The organism is Gimesia panareensis (genome assembly GCF_007748155.1).
GTDB classification, from domain to species: domain Bacteria; phylum Planctomycetota; class Planctomycetia; order Planctomycetales; family Planctomycetaceae; genus Gimesia; species Gimesia panareensis.
Map to the genome: position 1 here is coordinate 7,377,769 of NZ_CP037421.1, position 14,006 is coordinate 7,391,774.

A 14,006-nucleotide genomic window follows, 5' to 3' on the forward strand; every position below is an offset into this window, starting at 1 on the left:
CTCAAAAAGGGATTGAAATCATGCTTTCGGCAGACGCTTCCTGTTTTTAGAAAAACCGGTCAGAATCAACTTGCCGCCGATCATCCACTTTCGGCACAATGGTAACTGAAATATTCCTGCCCAGACGACAATTGTTTTAAGAAAAGATGCATTATGAAAACGCTCAGACTGATCCCGTTGCTGCTCCTCTGCCTGGCTCCATTTTCACAATCTGCCCTCGCAGAACAGGACGCGAAAGAAGCCTGGCAGAAACTGGTCCGCTCTCCCCGGTTCAATAAGCGGCCTGCGTTTCAGTTTGTCAAAAATAATCCCAAGCTGCCCAATGTCCTGCTCTATGGAGATTCGATTTCCATCGCCTATACCGACGCAACCCGGGAAGCCCTGAAAGGGAAGGCCAACGTTTACCGCCTGTACTGTAACGGCGGCGATTCGTCTTCGTTTATCCAGAAGATGAAAACCATGCACACCACGATGGGTCAGGAAGACCTGAAAGATCACTGGGATTTTAAGTGGGATGTGATCCATTTCAATGTGGGTCTGCACGATCTGAAATACATGAACGGCAAAAAGCTGGATCGCGTCAACGGGAAACAGGCCATTTCACCAGCCGACTATGAAAAGAATCTGCGGGCGATTATTGCTTACCTCAAAAAACTGGCACCGAATGCGAAACTGATCTTTGCGACAACCACCCCGGTACCGGAAGGGGAGCCAGGGCGGATCGCCGGCGATGCCGCAAAGTACAACCAGATCGCATTAAAAGTCCTCAAAGACTATCCCGAGATCGCCGTCGATGACCTGCATGCGTTTACCAAGCCGCACCATGCAAAGTGGTGGTCCAAGCCGGGCAACGTGCACTACAACACTGCCGGTTACACCGCGCAGGGTCAAGAAGTAGCCCGGGTGATTGAGCAGCAGCTCAAAAAACAGGACTGAGGAAATCAGAGATTCGGACCGGCTACTGCTGGTCCAGAATCTCTTTGATCTCACCCATCATTTCCTTCGATCGCGTATTGACCGTCTGCATGGCTCGGTCCACTTTGGACTGAGCCAGTTCCGGCTTCGCATCGATTTTCAACAGGGCCCGGGTGATCTGCGATGCGGGATCATTGTCGATATCGAACAGCCATTCCGACAGACCAATGTCGCGGAACATCCAGCGTTTGAGTCCATGACGGGCACTGGCCAGGTGCATGACTGGCGTTCCCATCGCCAGCGCGATGATACAGGAATGCGGTTCCATGGAAACCACAGCGATCGCCTGAGCATAGACCGATGCCGCTTCGTCTACGTTCCAGAAGGGATCCCGGTTCACCACGTAAGGTTTTACATCCTCGGGCAGCTTGTCGAGAATCATCTTCTGTGCATGAATGATTTCTTTGTCGACTTCGGGAGCCAGCAGCACTTTCTTCCTGGTGGTGCGGACCCAGTCGATAATGACCTCCCGCAGCTTTTGGGTCCAGAGTTCGTTCTGCGCGAGATCTTCCTTCGTTGGTTTGGTCGGATTCATCACGGTGCCCTTTTTAGCTTTCAGCTTGGGAGTATTGCTGCGAAGCGTGACGGTGATAAATTCTTTGGGCTTCAGGTCGTGGACTTTGAGCCAGGCATTCGCTTTTTGATCATCGCGGACATCAATCCCGAAACAACCATCCGGACCAAAGGCCAGCGAAGGAGAGGTCACCCCGATTTTGCGCAGATAATAGAAGGATTCCACATCCCGGGTATAGATCGCAGCGGCCCGGGAGAGCATCTGGCTCATCTTCTCTTCATCTTCGGGGGCGAAACCATCAAAAGACTGACCATACAGCACCAGCGGCTTATTCGTTGCTGTGCAGGCTTCGATGATGTAGAGAGGTGGGGGCCAGAACTGATTGAAGTGCATGCCGGAATTGTAGAGAAAGAGGTCGCTCTCATCGAAGGCTTTCTGCATCTCGGGATTATTGGCTTTGCCACGCGCATTCATTTTCCCCTGCACGATATTCACTTTGGGAAACCGCTCCTTGAGCATCGCGGTCACTTCATCTGTCGTCCGGTGCAACCATAAATTGACTTTGACGTCAGGCAGGTATTCCTCGAGGTAACGCAGAGTTCCCGGGGTATGGCCGATGTCACCTATATTAACCGTCTGCCAGCCGGATCGCATGAAAATGGTTTTCTGTTTTGAACCTGCCTCTCCTGCTTCCAGTGCGGAAAGGGAAAACAGCGGGAGTGCAGCCAGCAGAACGAGCAGGCTTCGACGTGAGATCAAATCAGGAAAAGGCACAGGTGGGAATCCTCCGGGCGAGTCAGTACAAAAAATGCAGCAATCAACGATTCGTGGTCCCTCATCTTAACGGCGCTCCGGAGCAGAGAAAATCGCTTCCTGTTTATTTAAGTTTCTTTTTTTGTCGATCCGAGCCGTCCGCCTGAAGAGCGCAAACTACAGTCAGTAATTCCATTTCCTCTGCCACCAGAGACACTGAACTGTTGACTACACCCAGGAGTCAGGCTATGGTGAAAACTTCAAAATGAATGTCGCTCCATGATGAATGCAACCGGTTCCCCCTCAGCGTTACAGAGCTGGCTTGTATCATCCCCTGAGCAGCCCCGAAAGGAGATTTGACAGACATGTCACTGACACTGCTGTTGAATGAGAGTCAGGAAAAACTGAAACAATGGCGTGAGAATCAGCAACTGTTTCAGTCAGTCGCAAGTCCACGTTCTTACTATCATTCAAACAGTGTCCTGCCTTACGCTGCCAAAAAAGCTTATGACAACCTCCTGATGGAGGGAACTGTCGTCTGGGGTAGCCTGGTCCAGGCAAACACGGGGATCTTCAAACCTGGTAATGAGGATCTGCCTGCACTCTATGTCTTTTCGCAGGAGGACTACTTCAAAGAATGCCCACCTCACCTCGTAGAGATTTCCAGCCGGCTCTTTGCTTTAAAAGGAACGAAAACAGGTCAACCGCTAATCGACGAAACCGCGGAACGCATCACAAATGAATACAAGGACAGCTGCGGCTATCCCATCCCCTATCGTTTGACCGACGGCCACGATGTTTTTTTGTCTGTGGTTTACCTGTTTCGTGACCACCTTCCCTACGGTCGCCTCACGTCGCGTATCATGCCCCTGCTGGTGAATCTTCCTCACAATGGCCTGGCCCTGCCTCTGCCTTTGAATTTCTGGACTGAAGAAATGATCTACCAGGTATCTACTGGAGCCGTTGAGAATCTCGAGGTCCCCCATTGGGATCTGGTCTGGCAGAACAGGAGCAGACCGGAACCCTTACGGCCTGAATTTGGCGGAGAGGTGGAATCAAACCCCAGGTGGATCACTTCGCTACCGCCAATTCAGGTTTCTGAAGCTGCTTACAAACAACTCTGCCATAAACTGAGGTTTCACTCTTTACTTTTTCCCAAACGGGTTTTCATCCGACGGGAAGGAGACACATTCTCCATGGCTCTGAACCCCCGGGGAAAAATAAAAGCAAATCCCCATGTTCAAATTCGCGATATCACGTTTTATTACCCACCAGATGAATTTAACAGAAAGCTTGGTGTGAGTATTGAATTCACAGACGGCCCGTTTGAACGCGAGTTTGTCTTGCGCCGCGTGACTGCATAGCCTCTCGATCGAACTCTCTCAACCGATGCCGTATTTTTTCAGCTTGCTGTAATACGTACTGCGGGGCATGCCCAGCATGCGGGCAGCCTGTGCTTTATTGCCATGACACTCCGCCAGCGCCAGTTTGAGCTGCTCCGGCTCAGAGAGTTTCGAGTCCACCTGGCTTTCTGTGCCCGGGAACGAAATGACTTCCACATCAGACAGAGGCAACCGGCGGGACTGATCGGAACGAACCTGTTTGGTTTCGATGACACGGACCGGCAGTCGCTTTGGTCCATTGATGAGATCAGCTGGCAGATCCTTCAGGGTAATCACTTCCTCTTCCGCCAGAACGACCGCCCGCTCGATGACGTTTTCCAGCTGTCGGATATTGCCGGGCCAGTCTGCCCGCTCCAGCGCTTCAATTGCATCGGGGTCGATATGAGAGATGCGTTTCCCCAGTCGATGGGCAGTCCGTTTCAGGAAGTAGAATGCCAGTTCAAAAATATCGTCCCGTCGCTCACGGAGGGGAGGCAGCGTGATGCTGATCACATTGAGACGATAGTACAAATCTTCGCGAAACAGTCCTTCGGCAATCCGTTGCTCCAGATTCTGGTGTGTCGCGGTAATCAGCCGCACGTCGACATGCAGGGTCTCCGAACCGCCTACCCGCTCAAAGGCACGTTCCTGCAGAACCCGCAACAGTTTCACCTGGGTATCGAGTGAAATATCCCCAATTTCATCAAGGAACAGAGTTCCCCCGTTGGCCATTTCAAAACGACCGACGCGATCTTCATGCGCTCCGGTGAACGCCCCTTTAACGTGGCCGAACAGTTCACTTTCCAGCAGACTGGGAGAGAGGGCTGCGCAGTTCACACGGACCAGCGGCTTTTCGTGACGGGAACTGTTTTCATGAACTGCCTGGGCCAGAAGTTCTTTCCCGGTCCCGCTCTCGCCACGAATCAGCACGGTCGATTCGGAGTTTGCCACTTTCCGTACCGTTTCCATCACCTGTCGAATCGCGGGGCTGTTTCCTTTAATCAATCCACGCTGTACATCATGCGGTGTGCTGCGTTCAGCGATTTCCTGTGAACTGGTTAACTCCGACTGCAGCACTGCCACCAGTCGACGTTGATCGTCAATCTTCTCGACTTTGATGCGCATCTCTTCGTTGAGACGTCTGAGGTCCTGATGGATTTTCGTACTATGCAGGGCGATACTGGTGATCTGCCCCATCGCGTTCAGGAAGGTCAGGTCTTCCGCAGAATAGGCACTGCCGGCGGTACGCTGACCGAGGGCCACGAAACCGGCAAACTCACCGTCCAGTTCGAGATTATAGATAAAGTCATACCCCAGTAGACGCAGCAACTGTTGTGCAGGAGAAGCTTCCTTCAGCAGACCGGTTGCGACGCGCTGGAAGGCGAGTTCCCCTTCAAGCACTTCCAGTAACTCAGGATTACAGGGAACGGTCGAGGGAGAATTTTCAATATGGAACCCGGTCAACAGGTCGAACTGAGTCCGTTCCGGATTGAGCAGATAGATGGCTGCACTTTTCACCTGGAGCACTTCGCGACAGGAAGTCAGCATGCGGTCGGCAATGGAACGTTGATCTCCCAGTCGACCAACTGCACGGTTCATGCGTTTCAGCGCTTTATCGAGCTGATATTTCTGACGGAAAAAACGACGGTCGATGAGGCGCTGTACACGGTCGCGGGACCAGAGCAGCAGCGAAATGGCGAACAGCATCACCAGGAACACGGACACGGCCTGATTGGTACTGGGCGTCCGGTTCAGCAGCGTCCCGTATAACGATCCCAGTGAAATCACAGTCGCATACAGAATCGAAATGCCGGCACTGACGACATAGAACAACATCCCCCGACTGATAATCTGGTCGATCAGCATCAGACGATATCGAATGATCCCCACGACGAATGCAGCCATGAAGGAGACGCTGGCGAGGAACATCGGAATCCCTGCTCCCCCCAGCGCAAACTGTGTCCGGTTGAATTCCGCCAGGTAGAGCGAGTAACCCACCGGAATGATGGAGATCAAACCGGCCAGGGCGATCCACTTGAGCTGATTGCGTTCATAGGGATTCTGGCTCTTGAAGTAGTTATTCAAAAGTGCCGCCAGTGTCAGCAGGTAATAGATACCTGCCACGCTGATATAACTGTAAACAGCCCAGCGAAGGACTGAGACGACCTGAAATACCAGTGAGGAATAACTCTGATTCACCAGTTCCACAGATCCGGCACTGATATGTGAGGTGAGGCGAAGATATATCAGACAGGCCAGGATCAACGTGAATGTCGCGACGGGAATCGAGTAGATCGCACGTAACAGACTGACAGGATATTGTGCCAGCCAGGGAATTGACCGTGGATAAGTAATGAAGAACTGCAGCGTGATCGCCGGAACCAGAACCGCGGCAACTACAAACGGTATATTCAGCATTAACGTACCGGCAATGATCCACCAGTTATAACCGCCGATGAAAGCGACGAGAGTAATGATCCCCATGACAAAGAAGATGCGGGTCGTACGGTCAAAAGGACGCATCCAGTACGCGAAAGCACCAATCGCCAGGATCACCAGTTCCAGAGAGAACCAGAGCAGAGAAATCGCCACATCACCCGACGGTATCGCCTGAATCTGCACCCAGGCCGACTTCAGCGTATAGGTTGGTGAGCCGGACTCACTCTCACCCCTGCTGTAAAATTCGACTTTGATATAGCGATCATTTTCGATCTCAACCATGAAAGGGACATCGTGTTCGGTTGGATCCGCTTTGGGCTGTAGTCGCCCCCCTGGCGGTAATCCCATATTTCGCAATTTGCTCAGTACCTGAGAATAATCAAGGAACGTGCGAATCGGATATTCGCCGATCTTCGTCAGGATGTCCCCCGGTTTTGGCGGAGAAAAGGCACCTTCCTTCTCAATATTCGGAGTCGCTTTGATTTCGATGCCGACAGGCCCCTCCTCACCCGGATCTGTCTGGACACTATCCAGCATGGCGCGGAGGCGAAGGTCGGGGCTGGTGGTCACGAACCCCAGAACGATCACACTGTAGACTACGGCCAGAATGCCACAGGTGAAGAGGATCGCGCGTTCTTTGAAGCCTTGTTTTTTCATATTGAGCGATTTCCAACAGAGGTGTGCGGGTTCGGCATCAATGTCGATTTATGTGTCGAACCAGTTTTTAGCGCCGAAACTTTCGGCGCTGAATGAAATCTGCTGGAAATATCAAAGCATTTCGGCGCCGAAATTTCAAGTCTGGGTGTCGAAATCAGATAAAATAGATACTTTATGGACGATTGTCTTAAATACAAACGACGAAAATGGGACCATCTTCCAGCAAACCACACCTTATTTCGACTTTCTCTTGCTTATTTCCAGAAAAAGCCTCAATTCCCAACACAGTGGTACGCCAGATGCAGTATATCACTTTCAGAAAGTGGTTCGACATCCGTGAAACGGAGTTTCTGGTTCTTATGAACCCCGGAATTGTCTTCAACTTTCTAAACCCAGCCTGGCCCTTAAGAAGGAATCTGGTCTGGACGGACATTATCCAGAAGGTCCCCCTGATTTGCGAGTTCTGACCCAGCACGCTGATCAGTTTCTGTGAAGTGTATAATCTACGATCTTCCGTCCACAATTCACCGCCTTCTTAAGGGCTTTCTTTATGCGCTGAACATCGCCTGTTTCAGCATCCCCGCTTCACGATTTCAGCATCCCCAGATAGACGTTGGTGTCGTATTCAAAACAGACCGTACTCGCTGACTGATTCTCCGTAAAAATCCGCTCCAGTCGGGCCATGATTTCCTCATATCCTGGATCTCCCACATTAGGACAGTAGGAAGAAGAAAGTAGCCTGCCTGTTAGTGCTGGCAAATCAAATATCTGTTCATTTGAGAACGTCAGTTGTTCTACCGGAGAAGGAGCGAAGAATTTTTGAAAATCGTCAGCGGTAATGCGAGTGTGATTCACCTCTTGATAATCGGTGGCATAATCCAGCAATAGTTTTTCATATGCCTTCAGGAAAGGGGTAGAGTCCGTTTTGCGTTCATTCCAGATCAGCACCACCCAACCCCCTGGCTTCAGAATCCTCTGAAACTCTTGCCGGGCCCTTGTCTGATCAAACCAGTGAAACGCCTGACTGGCAACGACAAAATCGAATGTATCTGCGGGCAGACCAGTCTCTTCTGCGGTTCCATTGACACTATGAAATCGGGGGAAAGATTTCAGAAGCGTCTCCCCCGCTGCCCGCATTTCTGCATTCGGCTCCACTCCATACACCGGATTCTGATTCTCCAGAAACAGCCGGGTAGAAATCCCGGTACCGGAACCGATATCAGCAATCAGAGATTCCTGCGTAAGGCCACAGCGTGACTTTAAACAGTCCAGCACTTCTGTGGGATAACCGGGGCGGTATTTGACATAGTTTTCCACGCGATCGGAGAAACGGGTGGTATTGCTCTTCATCATGATGGCTCCAGGATTATGAAATCAGTTGTCAAAAGTCCCCTCTCACAAGGGAGTACAGCTGACACGATCTATCATACCCAAACCACAATGACTCAGAGACCGGCAGTCCTGACTTTTTTAATCTCCGGCGGTTCTTTCTCAAATGCCCAGTAGTGTTTGCCCTCATAATCTTTGGAGACCAGCCAGTTACGATCTGTTGCCGAACTGTTCTGTTTCAGCAGCGCAAACAGATCGCTCAGCACAGCACGGTTGCTGCCATAATAGGAATGGCTCATGAAACTCGTGTCGACGGCTGAAACGTCAATCGTTTCGACACCTTCCATAATGAGAGGCTCACGCGAGTCGCCAGCTCTTCGTTCCTGGTTCACCGCTTGAGAAGCTGCCAGAGCCATATCCCCTGATCCGGAATAGAGAGTCACACGCTGAGACTGGGCGATGATAGCGGGAGCCAGTTTCCGAAATTCAGAAACTCCCACATCCGGGGCCGCCAGTACGATGTTTTGGAAAGGCTTACTCTCTGCAAAAGCATCCGGCAGCCGATTCATGGCCCGCATCACCACACGGTTCCCCATGCTGTGAACAACGATATTGATTTTTGTACCCGGCGGAACCGATTTCACCAGTGATTCCAGAAATTGAGTCATCGGATCCACGCTGGCCTGGGCCACCTGACCATCCAGCAGGTATTTCTCTACGCCCCCCTGTGAAGGCCAGCTGTAACAGACCACGGCCCCGTTGAAGGGTAATTCATTGGCAATTTGAGCGGCGCGTTTTACCGCACTGGGGAAATTGACATTAAACCCATGCACGAACAGCAGCACATCTTTCTGAGGAGAGCGGGCAATCATCTCATTCAAATCTTCAAAGAAATTGACCTCGGGGATTGCCGCGAGACTATTGATCTCAACCTGCCCTTCCGGGGACGGCGAACCCTGCCAGATTGTCTGAATGACTTTTGACTTCAGATCGCTATGGTTCTTGCGTGAAATCTGAATCTTTCCGGTTCCATACTGCAGGCTACTGCCAAATTCATTGGCATAACCAATCATTCCCTCCGGATTTCGTTCTTCCGAACGGTTCGTCGCATACAACACTTTCCAGTTCGTAGACTCTTCGGTCTGTTGAGCTGCCACCGGATCCTGAAGCGATTCTGCATAGGCATCCACCAGTTGTTGGGACAGCGCACCGGTCACTTTTCCTGAATAAACCAGATCCATTTTGGATTTCATGGTCGCACAGGACAGACACAGACAGGCGCATAGACAGAAACAGGCTCCTGGACGGAGGAGTGGGGTTTTCATTTCGGAGGTCTCCGAAGGGAAGGGAGGTTTGAGAGAGAGGCGGGAAGAATAGCGACTTTTGAAAACCAGGTGAACCCCAAAACACATGTCCACATCATCAGTGCCGCGTTGAAACCCAATCTGATTCGTCAGCCGGGCGGCTGATCCCCGGCGAGGGCCAGTGCGAAGTTGATGGCATTAAACAGTGCATGTGTCACCACATTGGCAATGTAACTCCGCCTATAGTAATAGAGTGCGCCTAACAGTAAAGCGAGCGGAAACAGTGGAATCGCATCCGGAAAACCATGCACCACACTGAAAACCAGGGAGCTGACAACGATCGCCTGTAGTGGAGTAAGAAACCCTTCGAGCCAGCTCTGCAACAGCACACGATAGACCAGCTCTTCAAACAGGGGGGCCACCACGATAGCCGAGAGAAAAATCCAGCCAATGGTCGCATATCCGGGATCGGATCGTAACAACTGCAACAGAGGGTGCAGAGTCTCTTCAGAGCGAAAGGGATAAGTGGCCAGAAGTAGAAGGATGACCGGGATCAGGACCAGCAGAAATCCGAGCGATCCATCCCGGAACTGTGTACGTAGCTGATCCAAACGGAAGCCGAGTTGAGGCAGTGACTTCCAGCTCACAACCGTCAGGATCAACAGCAGGGTGCCGGTCAGAGCCAGCAGAATCAAACAGGACTGGATAATCTGGCTGAGCTTTAAAGCAGAGACTTGTGGCTGGTTCAGCGAAGCGACCAACTGATACGTCACCCAGAGCAATGCCAGGAGAACCGGAGGAGACAGCTCGGAAGTTGCCCGGTCGGGGTTCAACTCGAAGACCGGTTTCAGGCTGTGAGCCTTGAGAATGAGGATCCAGTAACGAATGCTCAGCAAAGTCAGCAGTAAGAGTAAAAGTTGTAACACTAGGGGAACCAACGGGAAGCTCCTGGTTCGCTGGAATTCAGTGGGAATAATCCGGGCATGAGACCATCGTGGTGATCCGCAACTGTAAATACAAGTGGAATCAGAATCGCTTTTGCCAACTCTGTGGTACTTCGGCAGCCAGGGAGTTATGCTACGAGAAATAAAGATCACTTTTAAATTGACAGACTATGGGTTTGAAAGCGACCTGTGAACAATATTCTCGAAGAAATCATTCACTACAAACTGGGTGAAATCAGCCAGGCAAAATCTCGCGTACCCGTCGAAGCGCTGACAGAACAGCTGTCAGCAGCACCTCCGGTACGCGACTTTGTGGAGTCACTCCGCTCTCACGGGCCTGTGGGTATGATCGCCGAGGTAAAAAAAGCCTCTCCCTCAGCGGGGATCATTCGTGATGATTTTCATCCGGTGGAGATCGCCCAGACATATGAACGTAATGGAGCCGCCTGTCTCAGTGTGCTGACCGATGAAAAATATTTCCAGGGACATCTGGATTTCCTGAAAGCAGTCCGGGCAGGAGTTTCGATTCCCGTCCTGCGGAAAGATTTCATTATTGACCGTTACCAGATCCTGGAAGCCCGGTCCGCCGGTGCCGATTGTGTGCTCCTGATCGCCGAGTGCCTGGATGATACACAGTTGCAGGATCTGTATGGTTACGCCGGAGAACTCGGCATGCAGGCCCTGGTCGAAATTTACGAGCCCGACAATCTGGAACGGGTCCTGAAACTCAACCCACCCATGCTGGGAATCAACAATCGCAACCTGAAAACATTCGTAACCAGTCTGGACCACTCCATCGAATTAAGCCCCCGCCTGCCGGAGGGATGCCTGCTGATCAGTGAGAGCGGCATTCGCAACCGGGACGATGTCCTGCGATTGCAGGAGGCGGGAGTCCGTGGAATTCTGGTCGGTGAAACACTCATGCGTTCTCCGGAAATTGGTGATAAAGTCTGCGAGCTGCTGGGGCGCTCAGTTTCATAACTCGTCGAATCTCAAATCAACCTGTCCACAAAGCATAGAAGGATCAGCAATGTCAGATACGGAACAACAAGTGGAACACGTTATGGTCGTCCCTACACTTCTCTTTCACGAGGTAGGGCATTTCCAGGGTTTCAATGATCAGGTCGAACCGTACCTGAAAACCCTGTTTGATCCGAACTACATCAGCTTCCGCCCCCGCGACACTGTCGAGGAAGACCCCAGCTTCAAACAGCTGATTCCCTATTGTATTTTCCGCCACGAAGGCAAAATCTTCTATTACACCCGTGGGTCCAAAGGGGGTGAACAACGCCTGCACAGTAAACGGTCCATTGGCATCGGCGGTCATATTTCCCTGGAAGATGACGCCAAGGCCGGTTCGACTTACCGGGAGGGAATGCAGCGGGAAATCGACGAAGAAGTGGCCATGGAAACGGCTTACACTGAGCAGTGCGTCGGGCTGATTAATGACGACGAAACCGAGGTCGGAAAGGTCCACTTGGGAATAGTTCACATTTTTGACCTGGAGTTGCCCAAAGTTCTACCCCGTGAAGAGTCGATTATAGAGACAGGGTTTGACTCACCGGAAAAACTGTTACAAGAGTTAGATCAGTTCGAAACGTGGTCCCAGATCTGCCTGAAAGGGTTATTTGATCTAAATTAACTCAATTCGGCAGAAACTGCCGATGCGAACCATGGTTTCGACGTCAGGGACAAGAATATCCCGCTGGCTGTCATCGGCGCTGCCGGGCAGTCCCCCGTCAGCCTGTAGATGGAACGCAGGTTGACATGCGTTAACAACAGGGCAATGAAGTGACAAAGGAGTGTCTTCAAAATGAAAATCACGTTACGCGGATGGATCGTCGTGGGCTGTTTTCTGGCCGTGATCTCAATCATGGCAATTCTGGGAGCCGGCGTGCATGCTCAGCAGCCCGCTGCTTCCTCAGCACCAGCAGCGGCAAAAACAAGCGGAGAAAAACTGCCTGGACAGATCTCCGAAGACCAGCTGGGCAATTTGCTGAAAGCCATGGGCCTGAAAGTCAGCAAGAATAAGAAACGCTACGACTTTCAGTTCAAAGCAAATCAAAACAAAGAAGAATGGGAACTCTCCATGTCTGCTGTTCTCAGTGAGAATGGCGAATGGGTCTGGGTCATGGCCTGGCTGGATCCCCTGCCCCGCAGTGCAGCCGATGTCCCCCGGACCGCCATGCTGCGTCTGCTGTCAGACAACGACCGCATGGGGAACGGAAAATTCTTCGCTTATATCTCCAGCAACCGTCGGTTTGTCCTGCAACGGGTGATCCCCAATCAGAACATGACCACCAAAAAGTTTCATGAAATTCTGAGTGACCTGGGCAGCAGCGTCGTGCAGTACTATCCGCACTGGTCAACCGACAACTGGAAACGCTCCAGCACTCCCGAGCCACAGGGAACCGCTCAGAAACCCGCCGCACGGCCAACACAGACCGCTTCCGGCGTTTCAAAATTCAGCACTACCAAACAGAACTGATGATTCTGTTACTGCTGAATCCCAGGTTGATTCGATTTTGAAGATCCGCAGCAATCCTTGTCACTTTCTTCGTGACAAGGATTGTTTTTTGTTCGGACCAAATCAGGTCGGAGGCTGTGCAACAGCTTGATTGAATTGAGTTCGACCTGTTAAACTTTCTCTGCAGTGATTTTTTCTGATAGTGGAAGAACAATACATGCGCGTGATTCGCTTTGAGCAATTTGGAGAGCCGGCAGATGTGCTCAAAGTTTGTGAGACAGAAGAACCGGTTGCCCAAGCCGGTGAAGTACTGGTGCGAATGCTGGCCAGCCCGGTCAATCCCTCTGATTTACTGAATATCAGAGGCGGCTATTCCACTCGTCCCGCCCTACCCTCGGTCCCGGGCTTTGAAGGCGTCGGTATCATTGAGTCCAGTGGAGGCGGCCTGCGAGGGAAACTGCTCCAGGGGAAACGAGTGGTCGTGCTGAATCGCCAGACCGGAAACTGGGCAGAAAAAGTCGCCGTCTCCAGTCAGTTTGTGATCCCTGTCTCTGGTAAATTAACACTGGACCAGGCGGCAACATTTTTTGTGAATCCAGCCACGGCCTATGTTCTGGCCAGGCAGGTTCTCAAGATTCCCCCCGGAGCATGGTTGATCCAGACAGCAGCCGCATCAGCGGTGGGCAAAATGATGATTCGCCTGGGACAGCAGTACGGCTTTCCGACGCTCAATGTCGTTCGCAGGCATGACCAGACCGAAGAATTGAAAGCATTGGGTGCGGAGCATGTCGTCGTCTTTAATGCGGCACACGACGATGAACGGATTCTCATCGAGAAAATTCGAAAAGTACTTGGAAAACAGAGTGTCCGCTTTGCCATTGATCCCGTAGGAGGCAAAACCGCATCAGCCCTGATCAAAGTTCTGGGTGAGCGTTCCAGACTGATCCTGTTTGGTTCGCTGGATGAAGCACCTCTCGGGTTCTTTTCACGTGAACTGATTCGCAACGGCGCCAGCGTCGAAGGGTTCTGGCTGGCCCGACATATGGAGAGCCTGTCACTACCGTCAAAAATCAGACTCGTCTCAAAACTAACCGGACTGATTCGACGGGGGATTCTGTCTACTGAGATCAGTGCCCGCTTTCCACTGGCTCAGATCAAAGAAGCAGTAACGACAGCGGAACAGCAGGGGATTTCCGGAAAAGTTCTGCTGACAATGAACTCAACTGATTGAAGCATTTTTCA

The 14,006-nt window shown here is 51.6% G+C and carries 11 protein-coding genes; 6 read left to right on the plus strand and 5 right to left on the minus strand.

Annotated elements, in window-relative coordinates:
- The first annotated feature begins 153 nt into the window (after positions 1-153).
- The gene (locus Enr10x_RS27855) at positions 154-936 is read left to right on the plus strand and encodes an SGNH/GDSL hydrolase family protein (RefSeq protein WP_145452272.1); all 783 of its coding nucleotides are present in this window, start codon (positions 154-156) and stop codon (positions 934-936) included.
- A 22-nt stretch (positions 937-958) separates the two neighbouring features.
- Here Enr10x_RS27855 and Enr10x_RS27860 read toward each other — a convergent pair whose 3' ends face one another.
- Positions 959-2,263, minus strand: coding sequence for a polysaccharide pyruvyl transferase family protein (locus Enr10x_RS27860; RefSeq protein WP_145452274.1), 1,305 nt, complete (start codon positions 2,261-2,263; stop codon positions 959-961).
- A 344-nt stretch (positions 2,264-2,607) separates the two neighbouring features.
- Here Enr10x_RS27860 and Enr10x_RS27865 point away from each other — a divergent pair, with 344 nt between their 5' ends.
- Positions 2,608-3,606, plus strand: coding sequence for a hypothetical protein (locus Enr10x_RS27865; protein WP_145452276.1), 999 nt, complete (start codon positions 2,608-2,610; stop codon positions 3,604-3,606).
- Between the two features lie 18 nt (positions 3,607-3,624).
- Here the strand turns inward: Enr10x_RS27865 and Enr10x_RS27870 are convergent, their stop codons facing one another.
- The 4 genes from Enr10x_RS27870 to Enr10x_RS27885 all read right to left on the minus strand — a co-directional run bounded on the left by Enr10x_RS27870 (position 3,625) and on the right by Enr10x_RS27885 (position 10,279).
- On the minus strand, positions 3,625-6,720 hold the full coding sequence (locus tag Enr10x_RS27870; protein WP_145452278.1) for a sigma 54-interacting transcriptional regulator: 3,096 nt from the start codon (positions 6,718-6,720) through the stop codon (positions 3,625-3,627).
- A gap of 585 nt (positions 6,721-7,305) precedes the next feature.
- The gene (locus tag Enr10x_RS27875; RefSeq protein ID WP_197997399.1) at positions 7,306-8,073 is read right to left on the minus strand and encodes a class I SAM-dependent methyltransferase; all 768 of its coding nucleotides are present in this window, start codon (positions 8,071-8,073) and stop codon (positions 7,306-7,308) included.
- Between the two features lie 92 nt (positions 8,074-8,165).
- On the minus strand, positions 8,166-9,290 hold the full coding sequence (locus tag Enr10x_RS27880; protein WP_197997400.1) for an alpha/beta hydrolase: 1,125 nt from the start codon (positions 9,288-9,290) through the stop codon (positions 8,166-8,168).
- Between the two features lie 212 nt (positions 9,291-9,502).
- On the minus strand, positions 9,503-10,279 hold the full coding sequence (locus Enr10x_RS27885; RefSeq protein ID WP_197997401.1) for a CPBP family glutamic-type intramembrane protease: 777 nt from the start codon (positions 10,277-10,279) through the stop codon (positions 9,503-9,505).
- 207 nt (positions 10,280-10,486) lie between these two features.
- On the opposite strand from Enr10x_RS27885, the gene trpC reads away from it, so the two are divergent.
- From trpC to Enr10x_RS27905, 4 genes are all read left to right on the plus strand, one after another.
- Positions 10,487-11,278, plus strand: coding sequence for an indole-3-glycerol phosphate synthase TrpC (trpC, locus tag Enr10x_RS27890; RefSeq protein ID WP_145452284.1), 792 nt, complete (start codon positions 10,487-10,489; stop codon positions 11,276-11,278).
- A gap of 49 nt (positions 11,279-11,327) precedes the next feature.
- A complete protein-coding gene (locus Enr10x_RS27895; protein ID WP_145115198.1) occupies positions 11,328-11,939 on the plus strand; it encodes a phosphoesterase in 612 nt (203 codons plus the stop codon).
- Positions 11,940-12,110: 171 nt separating this feature from the next.
- The gene (locus Enr10x_RS27900; protein ID WP_145115201.1) at positions 12,111-12,785 is read left to right on the plus strand and encodes a type III secretion system chaperone; all 675 of its coding nucleotides are present in this window, start codon (positions 12,111-12,113) and stop codon (positions 12,783-12,785) included.
- Positions 12,786-12,981: 196 nt separating this feature from the next.
- Positions 12,982-13,995 (plus strand): zinc-dependent alcohol dehydrogenase family protein, encoded by a 1,014-nt coding sequence (locus Enr10x_RS27905; RefSeq protein ID WP_145452286.1) that lies wholly within the window; start codon positions 12,982-12,984, stop codon positions 13,993-13,995.
- The last annotated feature ends 11 nt before the right edge of the window (positions 13,996-14,006 follow it).

What these genes read in the sequence shown, in the direction of transcription:
- Enr10x_RS27905 (WP_145452286.1), top strand. Translation starts at nt 12,982, where the DNA reads ATGCGCGTGATTCGCTTTGAGCAATTTGGAGAGCCGGCAGATGTGCTC.
- Enr10x_RS27855 (WP_145452272.1), top strand. Translation starts at nt 154, where the DNA reads ATGAAAACGCTCAGACTGATCCCGTTGCTGCTCCTCTGCCTGGCTCCA.
- Enr10x_RS27880 (WP_197997400.1), bottom strand. Translation starts at nt 9,290, where the DNA reads ATGGATCTGGTTTATTCAGGAAAAGTGACCGGTGCGCTGTCCCAACAA.
- Enr10x_RS27895 (WP_145115198.1), top strand. Translation starts at nt 11,328, where the DNA reads ATGTCAGATACGGAACAACAAGTGGAACACGTTATGGTCGTCCCTACA.
- Enr10x_RS27875 (WP_197997399.1), bottom strand. Translation starts at nt 8,073, where the DNA reads ATGATGAAGAGCAATACCACCCGTTTCTCCGATCGCGTGGAAAACTAT.
- Enr10x_RS27870 (WP_145452278.1), bottom strand. Translation starts at nt 6,720, where the DNA reads ATGAAAAAACAAGGCTTCAAAGAACGCGCGATCCTCTTCACCTGTGGC.
- Enr10x_RS27865 (WP_145452276.1), top strand. Translation starts at nt 2,608, where the DNA reads ATGTCACTGACACTGCTGTTGAATGAGAGTCAGGAAAAACTGAAACAA.
- Enr10x_RS27900 (WP_145115201.1), top strand. Translation starts at nt 12,111, where the DNA reads ATGAAAATCACGTTACGCGGATGGATCGTCGTGGGCTGTTTTCTGGCC.